Source organism: Curtobacterium sp. NPDC092190 (assembly GCF_044755625.1).
Classification (GTDB): Bacteria; Actinomycetota; Actinomycetes; order Actinomycetales; family Microbacteriaceae; genus Curtobacterium.
On sequence record NZ_JBIVRJ010000002.1, the window covers coordinates 309,039 to 332,315 of the forward strand.

Annotated in this window: 20 protein-coding genes; 7 read left to right on the forward strand and 13 right to left on the reverse strand. The window is 73.2% G+C overall.

The annotated features are described in order from the left end of the window. Positions 1-21: 21 nt before the first annotated feature. Positions 22-1,314 carry an amidohydrolase family protein gene (locus ACIQFY_RS05650; RefSeq protein WP_326495284.1) on the reverse strand — a complete coding sequence of 431 codons (1,293 nt, stop codon included), beginning with the start codon at positions 1,312-1,314 and terminating at the stop codon, positions 22-24. Between the two features lie 212 nt (positions 1,315-1,526). Between ACIQFY_RS05650 and ACIQFY_RS05655 the strand changes: the two genes are divergently transcribed. Both ACIQFY_RS05655 and ACIQFY_RS05660 read left to right on the forward strand, forming a co-directional pair. Then, complete coding sequence (locus ACIQFY_RS05655; protein WP_326495285.1) at positions 1,527-2,162, forward strand: helix-turn-helix domain-containing protein; 636 nt, start codon at positions 1,527-1,529, stop codon at positions 2,160-2,162. Continuing rightward, complete coding sequence (locus ACIQFY_RS05660) at positions 2,159-3,112, forward strand: PDR/VanB family oxidoreductase (protein WP_326495286.1); 954 nt, start codon at positions 2,159-2,161, stop codon at positions 3,110-3,112. Before ACIQFY_RS05655 ends, ACIQFY_RS05660 begins: the two co-directional genes overlap by 4 nt. 98 nt (positions 3,113-3,210) lie before the next feature. Here the strand turns inward: ACIQFY_RS05660 and ACIQFY_RS05665 are convergent, their stop codons facing one another. Next, positions 3,211-4,608 carry an amidohydrolase family protein gene (locus ACIQFY_RS05665; protein WP_400338697.1) on the reverse strand — a complete coding sequence of 466 codons (1,398 nt, stop codon included), beginning with the start codon at positions 4,606-4,608 and terminating at the stop codon, positions 3,211-3,213. A 147-nt stretch (positions 4,609-4,755) separates the two neighbouring features. Between ACIQFY_RS05665 and ACIQFY_RS05670 the strand changes: the two genes are divergently transcribed. Then, positions 4,756-6,054, forward strand: coding sequence for an amidohydrolase family protein (locus ACIQFY_RS05670; RefSeq protein ID WP_326495288.1), 1,299 nt, complete (start codon positions 4,756-4,758; stop codon positions 6,052-6,054). Positions 6,055-6,183: 129 nt separating this feature from the next. On the opposite strand, the gene ACIQFY_RS05675 is transcribed toward ACIQFY_RS05670, so the two are convergent. The 3 genes from ACIQFY_RS05675 to ACIQFY_RS05685 are packed head-to-tail and all read right to left on the reverse strand — an operon-like array spanning position 6,184 to position 10,792. Next, the gene (locus ACIQFY_RS05675; protein WP_400338699.1) at positions 6,184-7,167 is read right to left on the reverse strand and encodes an XdhC family protein; all 984 of its coding nucleotides are present in this window, start codon (positions 7,165-7,167) and stop codon (positions 6,184-6,186) included. Next, on the reverse strand, positions 7,167-9,962 hold the full coding sequence (locus ACIQFY_RS05680) for a molybdopterin-dependent oxidoreductase (protein WP_400338701.1): 2,796 nt from the start codon (positions 9,960-9,962) through the stop codon (positions 7,167-7,169). The genes ACIQFY_RS05675 and ACIQFY_RS05680 overlap by 1 nt, the downstream gene beginning before the upstream one ends. Then, complete coding sequence (locus ACIQFY_RS05685; protein WP_326495290.1) at positions 9,959-10,792, reverse strand: FAD binding domain-containing protein; 834 nt, start codon at positions 10,790-10,792, stop codon at positions 9,959-9,961. The genes ACIQFY_RS05680 and ACIQFY_RS05685 overlap by 4 nt, the downstream gene beginning before the upstream one ends. Before the next feature lie 283 nt (positions 10,793-11,075). On the opposite strand from ACIQFY_RS05685, the gene pucL reads away from it, so the two are divergent. Both pucL and ACIQFY_RS05695 read left to right on the forward strand, forming a co-directional pair. Next, entirely contained in the window at positions 11,076-12,017 is a 942-nt protein-coding gene (pucL, locus tag ACIQFY_RS05690; protein WP_400338703.1) for a factor-independent urate hydroxylase, read from the forward strand. A 14-nt stretch (positions 12,018-12,031) separates the two neighbouring features. Further along, the gene (locus ACIQFY_RS05695; protein ID WP_400338705.1) at positions 12,032-12,739 is read left to right on the forward strand and encodes an NTP transferase domain-containing protein; all 708 of its coding nucleotides are present in this window, start codon (positions 12,032-12,034) and stop codon (positions 12,737-12,739) included. On the opposite strand, the gene ACIQFY_RS05700 is transcribed toward ACIQFY_RS05695, so the two are convergent. The 7 genes from ACIQFY_RS05700 to ACIQFY_RS05730 all read right to left on the reverse strand — a co-directional run bounded on the left by ACIQFY_RS05700 (position 12,697) and on the right by ACIQFY_RS05730 (position 19,346). Continuing rightward, positions 12,697-13,260: a hypothetical protein gene (locus ACIQFY_RS05700; protein WP_400338707.1), complete on the reverse strand. Its 564-nt coding sequence runs from the start codon at positions 13,258-13,260 to the stop codon at positions 12,697-12,699. The genes ACIQFY_RS05695 and ACIQFY_RS05700 overlap by 43 nt on opposite strands. A gap of 23 nt (positions 13,261-13,283) precedes the next feature. Further along, positions 13,284-13,799: a hypothetical protein gene (locus ACIQFY_RS05705; protein ID WP_400338708.1), complete on the reverse strand. Its 516-nt coding sequence runs from the start codon at positions 13,797-13,799 to the stop codon at positions 13,284-13,286. Positions 13,800-13,920: 121 nt separating this feature from the next. Next, positions 13,921-15,015 (reverse strand): alkene reductase, encoded by a 1,095-nt coding sequence (locus ACIQFY_RS05710; protein ID WP_209685658.1) that lies wholly within the window; start codon positions 15,013-15,015, stop codon positions 13,921-13,923. Between the two features lie 53 nt (positions 15,016-15,068). Then, on the reverse strand, positions 15,069-15,281 hold the full coding sequence (locus tag ACIQFY_RS05715; RefSeq protein WP_251161039.1) for a hypothetical protein: 213 nt from the start codon (positions 15,279-15,281) through the stop codon (positions 15,069-15,071). Between the two features lie 49 nt (positions 15,282-15,330). Continuing rightward, positions 15,331-15,777, reverse strand: coding sequence for a MarR family winged helix-turn-helix transcriptional regulator (locus tag ACIQFY_RS05720; protein WP_400338711.1), 447 nt, complete (start codon positions 15,775-15,777; stop codon positions 15,331-15,333). Positions 15,778-15,929: 152 nt separating this feature from the next. Further along, on the reverse strand, positions 15,930-18,638 hold the full coding sequence (locus ACIQFY_RS05725) for an MMPL family transporter (RefSeq protein ID WP_400338713.1): 2,709 nt from the start codon (positions 18,636-18,638) through the stop codon (positions 15,930-15,932). Between the two features lie 72 nt (positions 18,639-18,710). Beyond that, the gene (locus tag ACIQFY_RS05730; RefSeq protein ID WP_158407762.1) at positions 18,711-19,346 is read right to left on the reverse strand and encodes a TetR/AcrR family transcriptional regulator; all 636 of its coding nucleotides are present in this window, start codon (positions 19,344-19,346) and stop codon (positions 18,711-18,713) included. 182 nt (positions 19,347-19,528) lie between these two features. Between ACIQFY_RS05730 and ACIQFY_RS05735 the strand changes: the two genes are divergently transcribed. Further along, positions 19,529-21,010, forward strand: a complete 1,482-nt coding sequence (locus ACIQFY_RS05735; RefSeq protein WP_400338716.1) for a mannitol dehydrogenase family protein — start codon at positions 19,529-19,531, stop codon at positions 21,008-21,010. A gap of 171 nt (positions 21,011-21,181) precedes the next feature. Then, the gene (gene bla, locus ACIQFY_RS05740) at positions 21,182-22,141 is read left to right on the forward strand and encodes a class A beta-lactamase (RefSeq protein WP_400339227.1); all 960 of its coding nucleotides are present in this window, start codon (positions 21,182-21,184) and stop codon (positions 22,139-22,141) included. A 21-nt stretch (positions 22,142-22,162) separates the two neighbouring features. Here bla and ACIQFY_RS05745 read toward each other — a convergent pair whose 3' ends face one another. Next, positions 22,163-23,155 carry an alpha/beta hydrolase gene (locus tag ACIQFY_RS05745; protein WP_326495299.1) on the reverse strand — a complete coding sequence of 331 codons (993 nt, stop codon included), beginning with the start codon at positions 23,153-23,155 and terminating at the stop codon, positions 22,163-22,165. Positions 23,156-23,277: the final 122 nt, after the last annotated feature.

Sequence of the window (23,277 nt, forward strand, 5' to 3'; positions counted from 1 at the left end):
CGCGGTGGTGGGGCGAGGGGGTCAGGCGGGGACGGGTGCGGTCGCGCGCACGGACACCGGGAGGGCGACGGTCGTGCGGACCTCGGTGCGGGCGACGAGGCGCCCGCGGGACAGGACGATGCGGTCGGCCGGAGCGTTCGCCACCGCGTCGGTGACGCTCGTCGCGGCGATCGCGAGCAGGTCAGCCCGCCGTCCGGGGACGGGGCCGGCGGCCGGGAGGCCCATCACGCTCCGGGCGGTGTCGCTCACCATCGCGTACGCCTGGTCCGGCGTGACGTGGCCGGCCGACACGAGCAGGCTCGCGGTCTCGAGGGCGTCGCTCCGCCCGACCGGGTTGAACGGGTCGCGGACGTTGTCCGCGCCCGCGGCGACGCGCACACCGGCCTCGGTCAGGGCGCGGATCGCGGTGAGCCCCCGGGGCGTGGACACCGGGTGCTGCCACCCCTGCAGGTACAGGTTCGTGATCGGCAGCGTGATGATGCCGAGGTCCGCGGCGGCGACGTCGGCGACGACCTCGGCCAGGCGCTCGTGGCCGAGCGTGCCGAGCCGGACGCAGTGCCCGGCCGAGTACTGCCGGCCGGTGCGCGGCATCCGCAGGACGGCGCGGGCGTAGTGGTCGAGGGTGACCGGCCCGTCGAGGCTCTCGTCGGTGTGCAGGTCCACTCCGACCCCGTACCGCTCCGCGATCGCGAGCAGTCGGTCGACGTCGGCCAGCGGGTCCTCGGCCAGGTGCGGGGCGCCGCCGACCAGGTCGACGCCGCAGTCGAGGACGGCCTCGACGTGGTGGTCGGGTGCGAGCGGCCCGGCGAGCGCGACGAGCTCGATGTCCATCAGGCCGGCGAGCTCGTCGCGGACCTGCACGAGGGCTCGGGCGCCGCGGGTGGCCGACTCGACCGGGGCAGGGGCGTCCTCGGCGGTGCGTCGGCCGCTCAGCACGTCGACGTGGGTGCGGACGGACGTGGTGCCGGTGGCGAGCAGCGCCAGTGCGGCGGTCCGTGCCCGGTCGGTGACGTCCTCGACGGTCATCGTGGCGGCGTGCGCGGACCACGAGGCGATCGCGGCACCGAGGTCGCCGAGCGGGGGGTGGATCGCGTCGGCACTCAGGGCCTTGTCGAGGTGCGCGTGCGGCTCGGCCGGTGCGGTGAGCAGCAGGCGTCCGTCGAGGTCGAGCACGGCGTCGGCGGGAGCCGAGAGCGTGCCGGCGGAGGCGACGTCGGTCACGGTCTCGCCGTCGATCGCGACGTCGACCAGGCGCCCGTCCGGCAGCAGCGCGGACCGGAGGAGTCCGACCTGGCGAGGTGCTGCGGCGTCCATCCGGTGCCTCCCGATCGTGTGTGAGAATGTTGATCGCATCAACATCTCCGATGCTAGGGCGGCAGTGTTTCCCTCTCGTTTCGAGGCGGTTGCCGTGTGTGACACCCGTCCCGGCTGGACCGGGCGGCCGGAACGACGGTTCCGACCGGCGGACTCGTCCGACCCGCCCACCACCGCACCGGAGCGCCGCCACCAGGCCGAGAGGAGTGCGCGTGAGCACCGGCACCACCACCGAGACCGACCGCGTCGTCGACGACCAGACCCAGCGGATCGGGGAGCACATCCGCGCCCGCAGACGCGCTGCACGACTGACCCTCGTGCAGGTCGCCGAGCTGACCGGGCTGTCGCACCCGTTCCTCAGTCAGGTCGAACGAGGGCACTCCCGAGCGAGCATGGTGTCCCTCGAGAAGATCGCCGCCGCGCTCGGGACCACCCAGGTCGAGCTGCTCGCGGCCGGCGCCCCGGAGCGCCCCGACCACGACGTGCGCGCCCCCGAGGTCATCCGCGCCGGCGAGGGTGCCCGCGGGCCGTTCTCGAGCGGCGAGGCCCGGCTGCTCGTGCACGCCGGACCGCACGCCTTCGAGCCGCTCGAGTGGACGGGCGACAACACCGACGTCGGGGAGTACTTCGAGCACCGCGAGGACGAGTTCCTCACCGTGCTCGCCGGCGACGTCCTGCTCGACCTCCGCGGGCAGGCACCCCTGCGCCTCGGGCCGGGTGACTCCGCGTACTACCGCGGCGGCACCGGGCACCGCTGGTGCAGCGCGGACGGCAGCCGCTTCCACATGATCGTGGTCAAGGAGACCCCACGCGCCGGAGCGGCCCCGAGCACCGGAGTCGACGCGTGACCGCCGCGTCGGAGCGTCGCCGCGTGCGGGTCGCCGCCCGCCGCGCGGTCGCGACCGACGTCGTCGCGCTCGACCTCGCACCGGACGACGGCGCACCACTGCCCGACTGGGAGCCCGGGGCGCACGTCGACCTCGAGGTCGCGCCGGGCACCGAGCGGCAGTACTCGCTCGTCACGACCACGCCCGAGGGGCACTGGCGCATCGCGGTGCTCCGGGAACCGGACGGCCGCGGGGGATCCCGCGCCGTACACGACGGGTTCGCGGTCGGCGACGAGGTCGTGGTCGCCGGACCGCGCAACCACTTCGGCTTCGACCCGACCAGGCCCGCGGTGTTCGTCGCCGGCGGCATCGGGATCACGCCGCTCGTGGCGATGATCATCGCCGCCGAACGCGCCGGCACGCCCTGGGAGCTCCACTACGCCGGCCGCAGCCGCAGCCGGATGGCCTTCGTCGACGACCTCGTGGCGGCACACCCCGAGCGGGTCGTCGTCGCCGCGGCGGACGAACACCCGCGGTTGAACGTGATCGGCCTCCTCGCCGAACCGCGGGACGCCGTCGTCTACTGCTGCGGTCCGCGCGGACTCATGGACGCGGTCGAGACAGCCGCCGCGCACTGGCCCGCCGGGAGCGTCCGGGTCGAGCGGTTCGAACCGGCCGACGACGTCGACGCCCCCGGGGAACCCTTCGAGGTCGACCTCGCCGTCACCGGCGTCACCCTCACCGTCCCCGCCGACCGCACGCTGCTCGAGGTCGCCGAGGAGGCCGGCGCCTTCGTCCTGTCCTCGTGCCGCGAGGGCACGTGCGGCACCTGCGAGACCCCGGTCCTCGAGGGCTCGGTCGAGCACCGGGACACCGTGCTCAGCCCCGAGGAGCAGGCGGACGACCGCACGATGATGGTGTGCGTCTCACGCGCCCGGCGCGGCTGCCCGCGCCTGGTCCTGGAACTGTGACGGGCCGTCGCCGGTGACGAGACGGACGGGAGGCGGTGCACACGACGTGCGCACCGCCTCCCGTCCGGTCCCGTCCCCCACCCGGTCCGTGTGCGCCGTCAGGGACGCTCGGTGTCGTCGAGCGCGCCACCGGTGAGCGCCGACAGGCGCTCCAGCCCTGCCTCGGCGACGAGCTGGCGGGCGAGGGGGCGGGCGCGGTCCACCGCCTCGCGCACGTCGACCTTCGTGACGTCGCCGTCGGCGAGACTCAGCTCGCCGTCGACCCAGACGTCGCGGACCTCACGGCTGCCCGCGACGAAGACGACCGCCTGGTAGGGGTCGTGCACGTTCGCCAGCGTGGGGGAGTCGCCGTCGAACACCACCAGGTCAGCGCGCTTGCCGGGCTCGAGCGACCCGATCTCCTGCTCCATCCGCAGGGCCCGGGCGCCGCCGATCGTACCCATCTCGAGGGCCTCGCGTGCACTCATCGCGGTTGCCTGCAGGTCGCGGACGCGGGCGAGCAGGGCCGCGGTCTTCATCGCCTGCAGGAAGTCCTGCGAGTCGTTCGACGCCGGACCATCGACCCCGATCCCGACCGGGACGCCGAGCGCTCGCAGTTCGGCGACCGGCGCGATGCCGCTCGCCAGGATGCCGTTCGCGACGGGGTTGTGCGCGACCCCGACGCCGTGCGTGGCGTATCGCTCGCGGTCCTCGCGGTCGACCCAGACGCTGTGCGCGGCGATCACCGGGACCTGGAACATGCCCGTCGCCTCGGCGTGGCCGATCGCCGTCCGACCGGTGCGCTGCCGGGCGGCGGTGACCTCCTCGCGCACCTCGTGGAAGTGCACGTGCACCCCGTGGCCGCCCGCGACCGCGTAGTCGACGTGCTCCTGCCAGGTGTCGTCGGTGTACCGGCCGATCGACGAGACGCCCACGCGGAAGGTGCTGTAGCGGCTGGCGTCGGCGGCCTCGCGCAGGGCCTCGAACTCGTCGAGGATCGGGGTCGCGCCGAAGTCGCGGTCGACGTCGCCGGAGCCGAACGACACGACACCGCGGAGCCCGAGGTCCTCGAGTGCCTGCACGACACCCGGGGTCGCCGGCTCGTCGGGCACCGGGTCGGCGCAGAACATGTCGTTCGCGGTCGTCACACCGCTCCGGAGGAGCTGGATGCCCTGGAGCACCGTGCCGGCGTACGCCTTCTCGCGGGTCACCACCGGGTTGACGCGGCCGATCAGTGCGGTGAGCCACTCCCACAGCGTGTACTGCGAGCCGATGCCCGTGATGAGCCCCTCGCTGAAGTGGCCGTGTGTGTTCACGAAGCCCGGGGTCACGATGTCGTACGCGCCGCCGCGGACGGGTGCGTCGGGATGCGCAGCGGACAGCTCGGCGAAGGTTCCGACGGCGGCGATGCGGGCCCCGTCGAGCAGGACGGCGCCGTCGCGGATCGCTGCGGGTGTGGAGGAGCCGTCCGGTGCGGCGGTGAGCACCCAGCCGGCGCGGATCAGGGTCTGCGTCATGGGGCGAACCTAGGGTGCCCGTGTTTCGCGGGTGTCACCGCCGGGTTTCCCGGACCGCGCGGCGCGGTCGACCGGAACGGGCGGGGTCGGCGAGACCGTGCGACCCGTCGTCACGCCCCGGAAACAGGCGGCTGCTAGAACCGTCGCATGCTGACCGTCACCGGTGCACACCGTGTCCTCGTCGACCCCCGGACCGAACGGGACGGCGACGTCGTGATCGACGACGGCAGCGACGTCGTGACCACGCTCGACGTGTCCGGCTGTGTGGTCACACCCGGTCTCGTGAACGCGCACCACCACCTGCTCCAGACCGCCTTCCGCACCCTGCCCGGCACCCGCGGCGTGCCGATGGCCGACTGGTTGCCGACCATGGCCGCGGCGTACGGCCGGGCCGGGCACGATCCCGAGCTGTACGGACTGGCGGCGGCTGCCGGAGCCGCGGAGGGCCTCCTGTCCGGCGTCACGACGATCGCCGACCACCACCTGAACTGGCCGTCCGGCGTGAGCACGGACGACACCGTGGCGCTCGCCGCGGCGACGGTCGACGGGGTGCGTGGTCTCGGCGGACGGCTCGTGTTCGTGCGCGGGTCGGCGCGGGACGACCCGGAGCGCGCCGCGGCCTCGGCAGACGCGATCGCGACCGGTCTGCTGCACGAGCGTGCGGTGGGCGGCGTCGACCCGGACGGCGGTCTCCAGTTCGCCGTCGGTCCGGCCGGCGTGCACTCCGACGGCGAGGCCACGTTCCGCGCGCTCGGCGAGGTCGCGGAACGGCACGGTCTCCGGCGCCGGACCCAGGCGAACGAGCAGGTCGACACCGCGATCGCGCTCGAGCGGTACGGCCGTCGGCCCCTCGACCTGCTCGACGAGTGGGGCTGGCTCGCGCCCGACGTCACGATCGCGCACCTCTGCGACGTCACCGACGACGAGATCGCACGACTGGCGACCACAGGCGTCACGGCGACGCACGCGCCGGGATGCGATGTACCGATGGGGTGGGGGGTCGCTCCCGTCGCGAAGCTCACGGCGGCCGGGATCCCGGTCGGCCTCGGCACGAGCGGTGGGGGCAGCAACGACGCCGGACACCTGCTCGCGGACGGGCGTCTGGCGATGCAGGTGTCCGCGCTCGTCGGGCCGCAGCTGCCGGCGCGCCAGGTGCTCGGGATGATGACGGAGGGGTCGGCGGCGGGACTGGGGCGGCCGGAGCTCGGGCACCTCGGCGAGGGCACCGCGGGCGACCTGTGCGTGTGGGACGTCTCGGGTGTCGCCGATGCCGGCGTCGCGGACCCGGTCGCGGGGCTCCTCTGGGCGTCCCCGGGTCGTCGGCCGCGGCACGTGGTCGTCGGAGGGCGGGTGGTCGTCCGGGACTTCCGACTCGTGACGGGCGACGAGCGCGAGATCACCGCCCGGCTCGGCGAGCGCCTCGCCCGGACCCCCGCCGCGGTCTGAACGCGAGCCACCGAGCTGGGGAGGGGCGCGCCGTCCCGGTCTGGTCCCTCCTCGACCCGCACGCCGGCCGAGGAGGAGGACCGCGACGCACACGATGCGCCCGTGCACACCGCGACGGGCGGTCGTGCGTCAGGGGACCCGCGCGGGGACGCGGTGGATCGGGCCGGACCCGCCGGTCAGCGCCCCTCCCGAGGAGCTCGTCCGCACGGCGACGACCTCGGCCATGATCGCGACGGCCGTCTCGGCCGGGGTCCGCGCGCCGATGTCGAGACCGATCGGGGAGCGGAGCCGATCGAGGTCCGGCGTGCCGAGCGCGTGCAGTTCCGCGAGCCGCCGCTCGTGGGTCGATCGGGAACCCATCGCGCCGACGTACCCGGCTCCGCGGCGGAGCGCCTGGTCGATCACCTCGGCGTCGAACCGGTCGTCGTGCGCGAGCACCACGACGGCGGTCGTCCGGTCCACGGGCAACCCCTCGAACACGCGCGTCGGCCAGCCCACGATCCGCTCGTCCGCGGCCGGGAAGCGCTCGTCCGTCAGGAACACCGGGCGGGGGTCGACCACGGTCACGGCGTAGCCGAGCACCGCGGCGGCGTTCGTCACGGCGACGGCGGTCTCGACGGCGCCGACGACGACGCAGCGGGGGCGGTGGTCACTGCGCTCGACGAAGACCCGGTCGCGGCACCCGTCCGGAGCGGTGACGACCACCCCGAGCGTCCCCGGCTCCAGCGAGACGGCGAGCGAGGTCGGCAGACCGGCCGCGGCGTCACGCAGCGCGCTCACGAGCAGGGCGTCGTCGGACGTGACCCGGTGGACGAGCACCTCCACGCGACCACCGCACCGGAGCGCGGGGGCCCACACGGCGTCGGGGTCGTCGTCGAAGCCGAACCGCTCGAACACCGCCTCGCCGGTCTCGAGCACCTGCTCGGCGGTGAGGAACAGCGAGCCCTCGACGCAGCCTCCCGAGATCGTGCCGACGACCTGACCGCCCGGCAGCACCGCCATCGAGGTCCCGACGCCGCTCGGCGCGCTGCCGGTCATCGAGACCGCCGTCGCGACGACGACCGGTGCACCCGTGTCGAGGACGGCCAGGAGGCGCGGTGCCAGTTCGAACATCACGCACCCCCGGCGTCGGTCGCGTCGCCCTGCAGCAGTGCCCAGACACGGTCGCGCGTCATCGGGAGGCGGTACGGACGCACGCCGATCGCGTCGCGGACGGCGTTCGCCACCGCCGGGGCGACGGGGTTGTACGGGGCCTCGCTCATCGACTTCGCCCCGAGCGGTCCGAGCGGGTCGTGCGTGTCGGCGAAGCGGACCTCGGTGCGGGGCACGTCGGAGATCTTCGGCACCCGGTACGACCGGAAGGCGTCGGTGGTCACGCGACCGGTGTCGTCGAGCACGACCTCCTCGTACAGGGTCGATCCCATCGCCTGTGCTGCGCCGCCCTCGACCTGTCCGCGCAGCTGCTCGGGGTTCAGGACGGTCCCGGCATCGACGGCCTGCACGCTGTGGAGCACCCGGACCTCGCCGGTCGGTCGGTGCACCGCGACACGGGCACCGTGCACCGTGAACGCGAGCGACCGCGGGGTGCCGTCGTGGCTGCCGTGCGCGACCAGTGGTCCCTCGGCGAGGAGCTCGGCGTGTCCGACGACCTCGTCACCGACGCGGACGCCGCCGGGCAGGACCTCGACGGCGGGGCCGAGCGGCCCGGAGGCGGCACGGGGTGTGCGCGCGGCGACGATCCGGAGCGCCCGGGCGGTCAGCTGCTCGCGGAGGTCCTCGGCCGCCACGAACAGCGCCTTGCCCGCCACGACCACCCCTGCGGAGCCGAACGCACCGGTGTCGTACTGCGCGGCGTCGGTGTCGGACTGGTGCACGTCGACCCGGTCCGGCGTGGTGCCGAGGGCGGTCGCGACGAGCTGGGTGTGCACGGTCGTCGTGCCGTTGCCGAACTCCGCCGTGCCGACCCCGATCCGGTAGCGGCCGTCCGCAGTGGCCTCGACGGTCGCGTGCGCGTGGTGCCCACGGGGCGGCATCGTCGCGATGGCCGCCAGCGCGATGCCGGTGCCGTACGCCCAGTCCGCGGTGCCGTCCGCCGTGGGCGGGTCGAGCTCCGGGCCGTCCATCGGCGGGACCTCGGGCAGCGGTGCGCGCAGCGCGTCCTCCACCAGGTCGAGGCACTGGTCGAGGCCGTAGCTGCCCTCCCACCGCAGGTCGTCCTCCTCGTCGGGGTCGGTCACGACGAGGGGGTCGCCGGGCACGACGACGTTGCGCCGCCGGAGCTCGAACGGGTCGAGGTCGAGCCGACGCGCGAGCTCGTCCATCGCCGACTCGATCGCGAACACCACCTGGCCCAGGCCGTACCCGCGGAACGCTCCAGACGGCAGGTTGTTCGTGTAGACGGACTCGGCGTCGACCCGCTTCGCCGGGCAGCGGTAGACGGCGACCGACTCGCTGACCGAGTGGAACATGACGCCGACGCCGTGGTTCCCGTAGGCGCCCGTGTCCATCACCTGGTCGACGTGCATCGCGGTCAGGCGGCCGGACGCGTCCGCACCGAGCCGGACACGCACCCGCATCGGGTGCCGCGTGGGCGCGATCGTGAACTCGTCCCGGCGGCTGAACTCGTACTGCACGCTCCGACCCGTGCGCAGCACGGCGAGGGTGACGAGGTCCTCGGTGAGCATCTCCTGCTTCCCGCCGAACCCACCGCCGACGCGCTTGGCGACCACCCGCACACGCGACGGGTCGAGGCCGAAGACGTGCGCGATCTCGTCGCGGACCAGGAACGGGACCTGCGTGGCGGTCCGCAGCACGAGCCTCCCGTCCCGGTCCAGCGAACCGCGGGTCGCGTGCGTCTCGAGCGCCGCGTGGGAGACGCGACCGGTGGTCCAGGTGCCGTCGACCGACGCGACGGCGGACGCCAGCGCGGCCTCGACGTCGCCGGTCTCGCCATGCAGGGCCGCGACCACGTTGCGGCCGGGCTCGGCGATGCGGTGCTCGGCGGTCGTCTTGTCGCCGTGCAGCAGGGGAGCGCCCGGGCCGCGCGCGGCGTCGACGTCGTGCACGCTCGGCAGCAGCTCGTACTCGACCCGCAGCACGGCGCACGCCTGCTCCGCGATCCGGACGCTGTCGGCGACGACGGCCGCCACGCGCTGCCCTCGGAACCGCAGCACCCGGTCGAACACGCGGGTGTCGTCGGGGTCGTCGAGCCGCGAGTCGTGCCGCCCGGTCGAGAAGAGCACGCCGGGGTCGTCGTGGTGGGTGAGCACGAGGTGCACACCGGGCAGGGCCTCGGCCGCGCTCGCGTCGATCGACACGACGCGGGCGTGCGGGTGGGGGCTGCCGAGGACCGCCACGTGCAGGAGCGCCTCGGTCGGGCGGACGTCGAGCGTGTACTCCTCGCCCCCGGTCACGATCCGCATCGCCGCCGGGGCTGCGACGGACGTGCCGACGGCGGCCCCGGCACTCGGGCACGCCGTGTTGCGCACGCCGTCGAGGGCGTCCTCGATCGCGCGGTACCCCGTGCACCGGCAGAGGTTGCCCTTGAGCGCCCGGCGTCGATCGGCGAGCTGGTCGTCGTCGAGGGCGGACGCGGTGACGACGTACCCGGCGGTGCAGAACCCGCACTGGAACCCGGGGGCCTCGGCGAACGCCCGCTGCACGGGGTGGGGCTGCTCCGGCGTGCCGAGGCCCGCGGCCGTCGTCACCACGCGACCCTCGAGCCGGTGCGCCGGTGTGATGCAGGAGTGCACGGGCACCCCGTCGAGCAGGACCGAGCAGGCACCGCAGTCGCCGGCGTCACAGCCCTTCTTGACGCTGGTGACACCGTGCTCGCGGAGCAGGGTGCGCAGGACCTGGCCCGGCTGGGGGGCGGCGTCCACGGTCGTCCCGTCGACCTCGAACCTCATCGGGCGTCCCCCTCCGCAGCAGCGAGACCCGAGCCGCCGGCCTCGGCGACGAGTTCGGCGGCGAAGCGGCGGGACACCGCCCGGCGCCAGTCGGGGGAGCCGTGCGGGTCGTCGTACCATTCGTCGTGGGCGGCGAGCACCGTGTCGACCTCGGCAGCCGTGGGCACCGCGTCCCACCGCAGCACGACCGGTCGCGGGGTCCCGCCGGTGACGACGAGGACGAAGCCGTCGGCGTCCCAGCGCGCGGTCACGAGCGCGCCGGTCCGACCGTGCGGGCTGAGCGACACACGGCGGTACCCGGTGGTGCTCCTGAGCGCCGACTCCGGCACGTCGAACGCGCGGACCACCTCGCCGGACGCCAGTGCCGTGGCGCGGACCCCGGTGACGAGGTCGGCGACGGGCAGGCGGCGGTCCCCGCCGTCCGGCGTCCAGACGACCGCCGTCGCGTCCAGGGTCACCAGCAACGCCGTGATCGCTCCCGCGGGCAGCGCCGTCGCCACGTTCCCGCCGACCGTCGCCGCGTTCCACACCTTGAACGACGCGAGCAGGGCGTTCGCGCACCGCTCGACGAGGGGCCACGCACGCCACCCCGGCTCGGGGTCGAGCCGCAGCAGCGCCGCGATGGTGCACGTCGCACCGAGCCGCAGGCCCTCCGGCGTGTGCTCGGCGTCCGGCCAGCCCAGGCCGGTCAGGTCGACGAGGCCGGTGGTTCCCGGTTGCTCCTCGGAGTACAGCCAGGTGCCGCCGGCGAGCGGCTGCTCACCGGGGGCGAGCGCGAGGTCGTCGCGGTGCGACGGTGTCCGCAGGGTGCGGACGGTGACGAGGTCCATGCAGGGGTCCGATCGGGGTGGCGGGACGGGTGACGACGGTGTCGCCCGGTCGTCGGCCGTGCGCGATCATCCCGCGGTTCCACGCCGAGGACGCTCGGGGTGCGGTGCTGCGCGCCACGGTGCCTCCTCGGTCGGATCGGTTCGTGGCGGCAACGCTAGGGAACGGGTGTTTCGGCACCGTTACGGGGGAACGACGGCCGCGTCACGACCGGGCCGGCTCGGCGGACGGAGCTCGTGACCTGATCGACGCACCACCGAAACACGCGGCTGTCATCGTCACCGCATGGACACCACCGCCACCGCAGCCCCCGTCAGCACGTCCGTCCGCCTCGGTGCGAACCAGTACGGCAAGGCCGAGGTCCGCCTCGTCCGGGTCACCCGCGACACCGACCGCCACGAGATCGAGGACCTGACGGTCACGACCCAGCTGCGCGGTGCGGCGCTCGCCGAGTCCTACACCGAGGGCGACAACGCGAAGGTCGTCGCGACGGACACGCAGAAGAACACCGTCTACGCGTTCGCGAAGGAGCACGGTGTGGGCGCCCCGGAGGAGTTCCTCCTCCGCCTCGGCCGGCACTTCGCGACGGCGTTCGACTGGTACGACGGGTCGACGCTGTCCGCCGAGCAGCACGCCTGGGAGCGGATCGCGGTCGACGGTCGGGCGCACGACCACGCGTTCGTCCGGTCCGGCCGCGGCACCCGCACCGCCGTGGTGCAGGTCGACGGCGACGACGTCCACGTGCTCGCCGGCGTGACCGACCTGACGGTCCTGAAGTCGACGGGCAGCGAGTTCCACGGCTTCCCGCGTGACGCGTACACGACGCTCGCCGAGACCGACGACCGGATCCTCGCGACGTCGGTCACCGCGCGGTGGCGCTACACACCCGAGGCGGTCGCCGCCGGCATCGGCTACGACGGGGTGTGGACCGGCGTGCTCGACCGGATGCTCGCGACCTTCGCGGACCTGCACTCGCTCGCCCTGCAGCAGACCCTGTTCGCGATGGGGCGCGCGGCGATCGAGTCGTTCCCCGAGATCGCCGAAGTGCGCTTCTCGATGCCGAACAAGCACCACTTCCTGGTCGACCTGTCCCCGTTCGGGCTCGAGAACCCGGGCGAGGTGTTCTTCGCCGCCGACCGTCCCTACGGGCTCATCTCGGGCACGGTCGTGCGTGACGGGGTCGAGGACGCCCCGGCAGCCTGGACGTCCGTCCCGGCGTTCGTCTGAGCGGCGGTCCGCGCGTGCCGCGACCGGACGACCCGCTGCCGGTCGCCCCGCACGTCCCGCTGCCGGTCGACCCGCACGTCCCGCTGCCGGTGACCGGGGTCCTGCTCGCCGGCGGTGCCGGGACGCGCATGGGCATGCCGAAGGCGCTGGTGCGGACGACGGACGGGACGCCGTGGCTCGGGTCCGTGAGCCGGGCACTGCTCGACGGCGGCTGCGCCTCGGTGGTCGTGGTCCTCGGCGCAGCGGCCGGGGACGCCCGAGTGCTCGTGCCGGACCTGCCGTCCGTCCGCACGGTGGTCGCCGAGCGCTGGGCCGAGGGACCCGGTGCGTCGCTCGCGGCGGGGCTGCAGGTGCTCGACGACGGGGTCGTCGCGTGCGTCGCGCTCGTCGACCTGCCGACGATGCCAGCGACGGTCGTGCGCCGCGTCATCGGGGCGTCTGCGGCTGCGGACGCCCTGCGGCGTGCCGCGTTCGACGGCCGACCGGGTCACCCGGTGCTGGTCGGTCCGGCGCACCGCGGGGCGCTCGTCGCGGCGGTCACGGCCGACCCGGGGGACCGGGTCGCCGGTGCCTGGCTCCGACGGGCGGGGGTCTCCGCGGTCGACTGCGCGGACCTGTGGGACGGCGAGGACCGGGACCGCCCGACGCCCGGACCGCCCGCGACCAGACCGCTGACGGCTCAGTCGCCCCAGTCGCCGAGTGCGGACCGGTACGACTGGTAGGTCGCGTCCACGATCCCGATGCCGAGCACCACCCAGAAGACCCACCGTGAGCGACGACGGCCGGCCAGCGTGGAGGCCACGAGCACCATGAGCGGGAACTGCACCGAGCTCTCGCGTGCCATCGAGGTCCACGCGTAGCTCGTCCCCATGGACACCACCATGAGGCCCGTGTACACCAGCTCGGGCCACCACCGCTTCGCGATGAGGAAGCCGACCGCGACCAGGTAGACCGCGACCGTCACGATGTCCGACCACTCCTGGAACTGCCCCGAACCGGTCGTCCCGGTCGCGATCGGGAGCGTCGTGCGGAACGTCTCCCACGGCCACTGCGTCTCGCGGTGCCACCCGAGCTTCTGCACGAGGAACCAGTGCGTGGGGTTGCCCGTCTGGTGCCAGAGCGAGGCGAGGTAGTAGCCCAGGCCGAGCGACCCCACCGCACCGAAGGCGGCGGCTCGCCACAGGCGCGACCAGAACGGCCGGATCCGCGGGCCGAGCAGCTGGGCGACGACCAGGGCCGCCACGAGGTAGACCGTCTCCACACGGATCAGTCCCGCCGGGATGCAGAGCAGCGCCCCGGCGAGCCAGCGGCCGCGCTGGACGAGCAGCCACGCGGCGATCCCCAGGCCAGGTAGGGCGACCCGGCGTACGGCGCGACCATGAAGTGGGCGTAGGGCCCCGCGACCAGGAGCGCGACGGCGCCGGCCGCGACGCGCGCGTCGAAGCGGTCGCGGACGACCTTCCACAGCAGCACCGCGGCGACGGCGGCGGAGAGGCCGATCACGAGCCACATGGCCGCGGCGACCTGGGTCGGGTTCGGGGTGACGGTGAAGAACACACCCTCGGCGACGAAGCGGGAGAGGAAGGGGTACCCGGGCAGGAACGCCTCGTCGAACGGCACGACGCCGAAGGTCGGGTAGCCGGCCAGGGCGACGTGCAGGCAGTTCTCCGCGTCCCAGTGGTTCAGGACCGTCGGCAGCGTCCGCAGGCCGAGCTGTCCCGGTCGCTCGACGAGGTGGTCGGGGCGATCGAGGGGCGTCGGCGGCGCGGTCGCGGTGCTCACCGGGAGGTCCTAGGTGGGCCGGGAGCCTCCGACCTGGCACCGGTGCGACACGGATGACGGACGGACGGGAGGCGCGGTACCAGCCGGCACCGCGCCTCCCGTCCGTCGCTGGTCGCGTCGACTACGCGACGGGCTCGCGAACCTGGTCGAGCGTCGGGTAGTCGGTGTAGCCCTCGGCGCTCGCACCGTAGAAGAGCTCGGGACGCGGCTCGTTGAGCGGCGCGTCCTGCTCCCAGCGCTCGGCGAGGTCCGGGTTCGCGATGGCGGCCCGACCCACCGCGACGGCGTCGGCGAGGTCGCCGTCGAGCAGCGTGATCGCCTCGTCGCGGGTGGTCATGGAGGAGAAGCCCGAGTTCGCGATGAACGGGGCACCGGCGGTGCGGCGCACGTGCTGCACGAGCTCGCTGGCCGGCTCGGCGTGCAGGACGTCCACGAAGGCCAGTCCGAGCGGCGCGAGGCCCTCGGCGACGGCGGTGTAGGTCGCACGGACGTCGGCGTCGTCCTCCTCGAGCACGCCCTGGATGTTGTGCTGCGGCGACAGACGGATGCCCACGCGGTCGGCGCCGACGGCCTCCGCGATCGCCGTGGTGACCTCGACGGCGAAGCGCGCCCGGTTCTCGGGCGAGCCGCCGTACTCGTCGGTGCGGGTGTTCGAGACGGGGGAGAGGAACTCGTGCACGAGGTACCCGTTCGCACCGTGCACCTCGACGCCGTCGAGCCCGGCCGCGATCGCGTTGCGAGCGGCGCGGACGAAGCCCTGGACGGCCTCGCGGACCTCGTCGGTGGTGAGCTCGTGCGGCACGGGCATGTCGGCCTTCGAGCCGTCGGCCAGGTGCGTCTGCCCCGGAGCGGCGATCGCCGAGGGGCCCACGATGCGCGGGGTCTGCGAGATGTCGGTGTGCGAGACGCGACCGCCGTGCATGAGCTGCATGACGATCGTGCCGCCGCGCTCGTGCACGGCGTCCGTCACGCGGCGCCACCCGGCGACCTGCTCGTCGGTCTCGATGCCGGGCTGCCCGGGGTAGGAGCGGCCCTCCTGCACGGGCCAGGTGCCCTCGGTGATGATCATGCCGAGGCCGGCGCGCTGCGCGTAGTGCTCGACGAGGAGGTCGTTGGGGATGCCCTGCTCACCGGCGCGCGTCCGGGTGAGGGGTGCCATGACGATGCGGTTGCGGAGGTGGAGTGCGCCGAGGTCGGCGGCTTCGAAGAGCTTCACGTCTCCGTTGAACCACGTGTTGCGGCGAGCAATTCCGGTTCGGGAGCGGATCCTCAGCGACCGGGGCACACCAGGGTGCTCGAGCGGACCTGCCCTTCGGGGCGGATCACCGTGTGCTGCGACAGCGGCTGGTGGCAGATCGGGCACGGACGGTCCACGCTGCGGTCGTCGATGCCCTCGGCGCGTCCGGCGCCGATCTGCGACGGGCCCATCTTCTCGATGAGTGTGCGGTTCCAGCGGTCGTACCAGCTGCCGAAGCGACCCACGGTCCGTCCTTTCGTTCGTACGCGAATCATTCTGCCACGAAGTACCCGCTCAATCGAGTACATCGATGCGTCCGAGCAGCTCCGTCAGGTCGTCCTTCAGTCGCTCGAGCCGGTCGAGCGGCCAGCCGAGCCGGTCGGCCACCGCGACCGGGACGGTGCTCGCCCGCTCGCGGAGTGCTCGACCCGCCGTGGTGAGCGACACCTCGAGCTGGCGTTCGTCGGCCGTGCTGCGCTGCCGCCGGACGTAGCCGGCTGCCTCGAGCCGCTTGAGCAGTGGGCTCAGCGTGGCGGAGTCGAGGCGGAGCTCCGCGGCGATCTCGCGCACCGAGCGCGGGTCGTGCTCCCACAGGGCGAGCATGACGAGGTACTGCGGGTGCGTCAGGCCCAGTGGGTCGAGCAGGTCGCGGTACAGGCCGATGACGCTGCGGCTCGTGGCGGCCAGGGCGAAGCAGAGCTGCCGGTCGAGGGCGAGGGGGTCGACGTCGGTCGCAGTCATGTCTCCACGGTACTTCGTCCACGAACGGTCGGGGTGCCCGGTGCCACGATCGCGCGCGGCACACGGACGGGAGGCCCGGTGCCGGTCTCGTGGACCGGCACCGGGCCTCCCGGCGGTGCAGTGGGGCTGGCGCCCCCGCGGACGCTCGACGCCTAGGCGCGGTGCGTCGGCGTGTGCCCCTCGTGCGGGTTCGCATCGGGCTCCACGTCGGCGGCGTGCGACCCGCGGTGCGCTCCGGCTCCGGCCCCGGCGGTGGCACCGGCGACGGCGGGCTCGGCGCCGTGGCCGCGGTCGTCACCGGGGTGCGAGCGCTCGAGCTTGGCGCCTTCGACGTCGACGTCCGGCAGGATCCGGTCGAGCCACTTCGGGATCCACCAGGCGCTCTTCCCGAGCAGGTGCATGACCGCCGGGATGAGCAGCATCCGGACGACGAAGGCGTCGACCAGTACACCGAACGCCAGGCCGAAGCCGATCGGCTTGATGGTCGAGGACTCCGAGAAGATGAAGCCCGCGAACACCGAGATCATGATGATCGCAGCTGCCGTGACGACCGCACGACCGGCGTGCAGACCGCGCTGCACCGCGACCTTGGCGGAGGCGCCGTGCGCGTACGCCTCACGCATGCCGGACACCAGGAAGAGCTGGTAGTCCATCGCGAGCCCGAACAGGATGCCGATCTCGATGATGGGCAGGAAGCTCAGGATCGGCGCAGGGTCGTGCACGCCGAACACGGAGCCCAGCCAGCCGAACTGGTAGATGGCCGTCAGACCACCGAAGGATGCGAGCACGGACAGGATGAAGCCGGCCGTCGCGGTGATCGGGACGAGGAACGACCGGAACACCACGATGAGGATGATCAGCGACAGGCCGACGACCACGACGAGGTAGAGCGGCAGCACGTTCGCGAGCTTCTCCGACACGTCGATGTTCGCGCTGGCGTTGCCCGCGACCCCGAGCGTCACCGTGCCGTCGTCGGTCTGCACGGTCTGCTCGCGCAGGTCCTTGACCAGGGTCTCGGTCGAGACGCTGTCCGGGCCGCCCGCGGGCTTGACCTGGAAGGCGATGATGTCGCGGTTTGACGACGCGCCGATCGGCAGGACGGCCTCGACGTCGTCGTTCTTCGCGAGTGCCTGGCCGATGGTGACCTCGGTCGCGGTGACGTCGTCCTTCGCGATCGCCTCCGGCAGGTCGGCCACGACGAGCAGCGGACCGTTCTGGCCGGCGCCGAACTCGTCCTCGAGCGCCTTGTAGGCCTTGTACTGCGACGAGTCGGTGGCCTCGGAGGCACCGGTCGGCAGGCCGAGGCGCATCTGCGTGGCGGGCAGGGCGATCGTGCCGAGCACCGCGATGCCGGCGACGAGCGTGACGACCGCGCGCCAGGTCGACATCGGCTTGTTCGGCACCCGGACGGACCCGGTGTGCCCGATCTGCTGCCGCTCCTTCTTCCGGAGGATCCGCATGCCGAGCAGGGACAGCAGCGCCGGGGTGAACGACGTCGCGATGAGGATCGCGAACAGCACGGCGACGGCGCCGACGGTGCCCATCAGGCCGAGGAACGGGATCCCGGTGATGTTCAGCGCGAGCAGGGCCACGATGACGGTCGTGCCCGCGAAGACCACCGCGTTGCCGGAGGTGCCGTTGGCGAGACCGATGGACTCGTGGACGCCCATGCCGGCCTTCAGCTGTGTCCGGTGTCGGTTGAGGATGAACAGCGAGTAGTCGATGCCGACCGCCAGGCCGAGCATCACCCCCAGCACCGGCGTGACCGAGATGAACTCGACCAGGCTCGAGAAGGAGAGCGACGCGAGGGTCGCGACGCCGACGCCGAGCACGGCGGACAGCAGCGGGATGGCGGCGCCGATGACCGTGCGGAGCATCAGGAAGAGCACGAGCGCGGCGATGATGACACCGACGATCTCGCCGGGGCCGAGGATCGACGGGACACCCTGCGCGATGTCGTTCGAGACGTACACCTCGACGCCGTCGATCTTCGCGCTCTCGGCCCGGTCGGAGATCTCCTGCTTGGTCTCCTGCGGCACCTCGAAGGTCGACTTCGTGAACTGCACGGTGCCGATCGAAGCAGCGCCGTTCGACGACACGAAGCGGATGTCCTTCGACAGGTCGAGCAGGTCGGACCCCTGCTCGAACTCGCGCTCGTTGTCCTCGAGCTTCTTCGTGTTGTCGTCGATCTCCTGCTGGGCGTCGGCGATCTGCTGCTCGCCCGCGGTGATCTGCTGCTGCTGGGCGTCGATCTGTGCTTGGGCCTGCTCGAGCTGCTGCTGACCGGCCTGCGCGGCCGCACTGTTCGCGGCGGCGGCCCCGGCGGCCTGGGCCTGCGCCTCGGCCTGGGCCTTCTGCTGGTCGAGCTGCGCCTGCGCCTGCTCGATCTGCTGCTTGCCCGACTCCAGCTGGTCCTTCTGCTGGTCGAGCTGGGCTTGGCCGTCCTCGATCTGCTTGCGACCGTCCTCGATCTGCTGGCGCCCGTCGACGATCTTCTGCCGCTGCTCGTCGAGCTGGTCCTGCGTGGTGAAGCCGTCACGGACCTCCTTCACCCCGTCGAGGTCGGCGATCCCGTCCAGGAAGTCCTTGACGTCGGCCTGCTGCGTCGCGGTGAACGCCTTGCCGTCGGTCGTCTCGAAGACCAGCGTGCCGTTGCCGCCGTTCGCCGACGGGAACTTGTCCGCCAGCTCGTCCTGCACCTGGCTCGTCTTGGTGTTCGGGATCGTGATGGACGAGGAGATCGTGCCCGCGAACAGGCTGTAGGTGAGCCCCGCGATGCCCATGATGACGATCCAGGCGATGATCACCAGCCAGTGGCGTCGTGCGGAGAACCGTCCGAGACGGTAGAGGAGACCGGCCATGCGGTTGCCCCGTCCTTTCGTGTCAGGTGCTGTGGTGGTGCGGGGTGCGCCGGTGGACCCCGGGGGGAGTGGTCAGGAGGCCGGCATGTAGCCGGAGCGGACGCTGTGCACGAGTCTGCTCAGCAGGGCGTCCCAGGCGGTCAGTGACGCCGGGGTGAGCTCGGGGCCGTCGTTGGTGAGCCAGTGGTCGGCGATGACGACGATCCCGCTCATGAGCGAGTCGACGAGCAGCGCGGTGTCGAGCGGGTCGGCACCCGGGTGTCGCCGGGCGACCTCGTCGCGCAGCCGGTCGGTGACCCGCGAGAACGCGGTCTGGGTGAGGACCGCGGCCTTCGGGTCCTCCTTCCCCGGTTCACCGATGATCCGGTACATCCCGGAGATCGCCGGGGCCAGGTCGGCCCCGCGTGCGGCCGACTCGAGCTCCTCGAACATCGACGCGCGGCTGCCGTCACCGATCGGGGTCCGGGCCATGTCGGCCAGGAACCGGTCGATGATCACCGAGAGCTCCTGCTCGCACACCGCGAGCAGGACCTCGTCGAGCGATGCGAAGTGGTTGAAGACGGTCCGTCGCGCGATGTCGGCACGCGACGCCAGGTCGTCGACGCCGAACCCGCGTCCGCCGCGTTCGTCGACCAGGTCCCGCGCTGCCTGCAGGATCGCTGCACGGTGCTTCGCCTTGAGCGCGGCACGACGGTCGGTGGTGGTCACGTGTGCCAACACTAGGTGCATCGATGCACTCGGTGCACCTTCTCCGAGCGCTCCCTCAGGTTCGTCCCCCGGGCACGGAGGGCCGCGGGTCGATCCGGGTGCGTCGGGTCGGAACACCGGTTCCGCACACCGGTTCCGGCTGCCAGACTGGGGGCTCGCGACCGCCGTACGAAGGAGTACCCATGACCGTCCGTCTGAGCCCGGAGACCCTGGACCGGATCGCCGCGAGCGGCGTCGCCGTGCCGAGCTACGACCGCGACGGGATCACCCCGGGGATCGTGCACTTCGGCGTCGGCGGCTTCCACCGTGCGCACCAGGCGATGGTGGTGGACCGGCTCCTGCAGCAGGGCGAGGCCCGCGAGTACGGCATCTGCGGTGTCGGTGTGCTCGAGCAGGACCGTCGCATGGCCGCCGCGATGGCGGAGCAGGGCGGCCTCTACACGCTCGTGCTCAAGCACCCGGACGGTACGCGGGAGTCGCGGGTCGTGGGCAGCATCGTCGAGTACCTGCTCGCGGTGGACGACCCGGACGCGGTCGTCGAGAAGATGGCGCACCCGGACACCAGGATCGTCAGCCTGACCATCACCGAGGGCGGCTACAACTTCGACCACGTCACGGGGGAGTTCGTCGCGGACGAACCGGGTGTCGCAGCGGACCTGCGCGGGGACGCCCCGCCGCGGACGGTCTTCGGCCTCGTGGTCGAGGCGCTCCGGCGTCGTCGCGACCGGGATCTCGAGCCGTTCACGGTGATGTCGTGCGACAACATCCAGGGCAACGGGCACGTCGCCCGGCAGATGTTCACCGCCTACGCCCGCCTGCAGGACCCGGCCTTCGCGGCGTGGATGGGCGAGCACGTGTCGTTCCCGAACTCGATGGTCGACCGGATCACCCCGGTCACGACCGACGAGGACCGGGCGTGGGTCCGTGACGAGCTCGGCATCGAGGACGCCTGGCCGGTCGTCGCCGAGCCGTTCTTCCAGTGGGTGCTCGAGGACGACCACCCCGCCGGCCGCCCCCGGTACGAGGACGCCGACGTGCAGCTCGTCGACGACGTCGAGCCGTACGAGCTGATGAAGCTCCGGCTCCTCAACGCCAGCCACCAGGGGCTCTGCTACTTCGGGTACCTGTCCGGGTACCGCTACGCCCACGAGGCCACGCAGGACGAGGCGATCGCGACCTTCCTCCGCCGCTACATGGCCGAGGAGGCGACCCCGACGCTCCACGCGGTCCCCGGGATCGACCTCGACGACTACACGGCGACGCTCATCGAGCGCTTCCGGAACCCCGAGGTCCGCGACACCCTCGCCCGGCTCTGCGCCGAGTCGAGCGACCGCATCCCGAAGTGGCTGCTCCCGGTGGTCCGCGAGAACCTCGCATCCGGAGGTCCCGTCGCGCTCTCGGCCGGCATCGTCGCCTCGTGGGCGCGCTACGCGGAGGGCGCCGACGAGGACGGGCAGCCGATCCAGGTCGTGGACCGCCTCGCCGACCGGCTGACGGCGGCCGCGCGGCGGCAGGACGAGGACCGGCTCGCCTTCCTGCAGGACCGCCAGGTGTTCGGCGACCTGGTCGACGACGACCGGTTCGTCGCGGCGTACCGCGACGCGCTCGACGGGCTCCTGCAGGACGGCGCACACGCGACGGTCACCCGCCTGTCGCGCTCCTGACACGTCGCCCGCCGGACGGGAGGCGCGTGCGGACCCCGACCACGCGTGCCGGGTCCGCCACCACCGGACGGGAGGCGCGGGGTGGCACCGCCACGTGCCTCCCGTCCGACCGTGGCCGCGTCGCTCGCACGGCGGGACGCGACGTGCAGGTGGATCGCGGGCGGGGTCGGCATGCTCGTCCGCGTGCGGACGACGAGGACGACCCTGGCCACGATCGCGGCGGTGGCCGCGCTGACGCTCGCCGGGTGCAGCGGCAGTGGTGGTGGCGACCCCTCGGGCACGGCGGGCGGTGCTCCGACGGCGACCACGACGCCGGTACCGACACCGACACCGACCGCGACCGCGGACGCGGCGACGTCCCGCGCGTTCGCCGCGCTCGAGGAGCGGGACGACGCCCGGATCGGCGTCGTCGCGATCGACACGGCGGACGGCAGCAGCGTCGGGTACCGGGCCGACGAACGGTTCGCCTTCGCCTCGACGAACAAGGCGTTCATCGCCGCGGCGGTCCTCGACGCGTCGAGCGGCGAGGACCTCGACGAGGTCGTGCACTACGGACGGGGCGACCTGCTCGAGTACGTACCCGTCACGAGCCGGCACGTCGACGAGGGCATGACGGTCCGGGCGCTCGTCGACGCGGCGGTGCGCGAGAGCGACAACACGGCTGCGAACCTGCTCGTGGAGCGGCTCGGCGGGGTGGGCGGGGTGTCGCGGTGGCTGCGGGGGATCGGGGACGACGTGACCCGGGTGGACCGCGTCGAGCCCGACCTCAACACGGCGGTCCCGGGTGACCCGCGGGACACGACGACCCCGGCGCAGTCGGCGAGCGACCTGCGGGCGGTGCTCGTCGGCGACGCGCTCGACGCCGGGGACCGCGAGCTGCTGCGGTCGTCGATGGCGGGGACGACCACCGGCGACGGCACGATCCGGGCGGGGGTCCCCGGGGGCTGGTCGGTCGCGGACAAGACCGGGACCGCCTCGTACGGGGTGCGCAACGACATCGCCGTCGTCCGGCCGCCGGGCCGGGATCCCGTCGTGCTCGTCGTGTTCACGGCGCACGAGCGGGCGGACGCGGAGCCGTCGGACGCCCTGGTCGCCGCGGCGACCCGACTGGCGGTGCAGCGGATCGTCTGACGGACACCCGCAGGGCGGTGCTCAGCGCGGGAGCGTCGTGGCCCAGCGCCCGAGCACGTCCCACACCTGGTCGCGGACCTCGGGTGCGGAGAGCACCACGTCGTGCAGGGCCCCGTGCAGGCGCCGGACGGTCACCTCGGCGCCGAGCGACAGGGCCCGGTGCGCGACCACGTCCACGTTGAGCGCGACGTCGGCGCGCGTCATCGCGTCGTCCCACCGCGGCTGCAGCATGCTCTTGTCGCTGAGCAGCACGAGGGTCGGCACCGCGATGCCGAGCCCTTGCGCGACCCGTTCCTGCCCGGCGAACACCGCGGCGAGCCACCCGGGGTGCAGGGCGAAGCCCCGTTCGGGCCGCCAGCGCTGGTCGTAGGTCCACGACCCCTCGCCCGTGGCGGACACCGTGCGGGTGGAGAAGCCCGGATCGACCGCGGGCATCGGCGCGAGCGGGTTCCGCTTCGCTCCGAGCTTGATCACCGGCGTGACGATCGCCCGGCCGAGTGCACTCGCCTGGAACTCGAGCCACGGGCTGTTCAGCACGAGGCCGTCGACGAGGTCGGGGTGCCGCGCGGCCCAGAGCGCCAGGGTCAGTCCGCCGGTGGAGTGCCCCATGGGGACGAGTCGTCGGCGCGGACCGCCGTGGTGCTCGGCGGCGATCGCGTCGAGGGCGGCGCCGATGTCCTCGTCGTACACGGCCAGGTCGTCGACGAACCCGGGCGTCTGGTGCGGGCGGAGGCTCCGGCCGTACTTCCGCAGGTCGAGGGCGTGGAAGCGCGCCCCGAGCCGCTCGAGGTGCTCCGCCAGCTCCACCTGGAAGAAGTAGTCGGACCAGCCGTGCACGTACAGCACGTCCACGCCGTGCAGGGGGCCGCGGGCGTGCAGCAGCAGGTCGTTCGGTGACCGCCGGCGCCGGACCAGGGTCGCGACGACCGGTCCCTCACCGTCCTCGCCGAGCGGGAGCTCGAGGCGCTCGAACGCGGCCCCCAGCACGTCCTCGTGCCACCGTCCGGTCCCCATCCCCCGAGGGTACCGACGAGCACACGGTCACGACGCGGTCACGGTCGGGTCACGGGACGATGACGGCGGGAGCCCCTGCGGTAACGATCCGTACCGATTCGGTCCTTTCCCAGCGGTCGTGC

Bases quoted from the DNA above. Each gene is read 5' to 3' on its own strand.
- ACIQFY_RS05650 (WP_326495284.1), bottom strand. From the start codon at position 1,314: ATGGACGCCGCAGCACCTCGCCAGGTCGGACTCCTCCGGTCCGCGCTG.
- ACIQFY_RS05665 (WP_400338697.1), bottom strand. From the start codon at position 4,608: ATGACGCAGACCCTGATCCGCGCCGGCTGGGTGCTCACCGCCGCACCG.
- ACIQFY_RS05670 (WP_326495288.1), top strand. From the start codon at position 4,756: ATGCTGACCGTCACCGGTGCACACCGTGTCCTCGTCGACCCCCGGACC.
- ACIQFY_RS05675 (WP_400338699.1), bottom strand. From the start codon at position 7,167: ATGTTCGAACTGGCACCGCGCCTCCTGGCCGTCCTCGACACGGGTGCA.
- ACIQFY_RS05680 (WP_400338701.1), bottom strand. From the start codon at position 9,962: ATGAGGTTCGAGGTCGACGGGACGACCGTGGACGCCGCCCCCCAGCCG.
- ACIQFY_RS05685 (WP_326495290.1), bottom strand. From the start codon at position 10,792: ATGGACCTCGTCACCGTCCGCACCCTGCGGACACCGTCGCACCGCGAC.
- pucL (WP_400338703.1), top strand. From the start codon at position 11,076: ATGGACACCACCGCCACCGCAGCCCCCGTCAGCACGTCCGTCCGCCTC.
- ACIQFY_RS05720 (WP_400338711.1), bottom strand. From the start codon at position 15,777: ATGACTGCGACCGACGTCGACCCCCTCGCCCTCGACCGGCAGCTCTGC.
- ACIQFY_RS05725 (WP_400338713.1), bottom strand. From the start codon at position 18,638: ATGGCCGGTCTCCTCTACCGTCTCGGACGGTTCTCCGCACGACGCCAC.
- ACIQFY_RS05735 (WP_400338716.1), top strand. From the start codon at position 19,529: ATGACCGTCCGTCTGAGCCCGGAGACCCTGGACCGGATCGCCGCGAGC.
- bla (WP_400339227.1), top strand. From the start codon at position 21,182: ATGCTCGTCCGCGTGCGGACGACGAGGACGACCCTGGCCACGATCGCG.
- ACIQFY_RS05745 (WP_326495299.1), bottom strand. From the start codon at position 23,155: ATGGGGACCGGACGGTGGCACGAGGACGTGCTGGGGGCCGCGTTCGAG.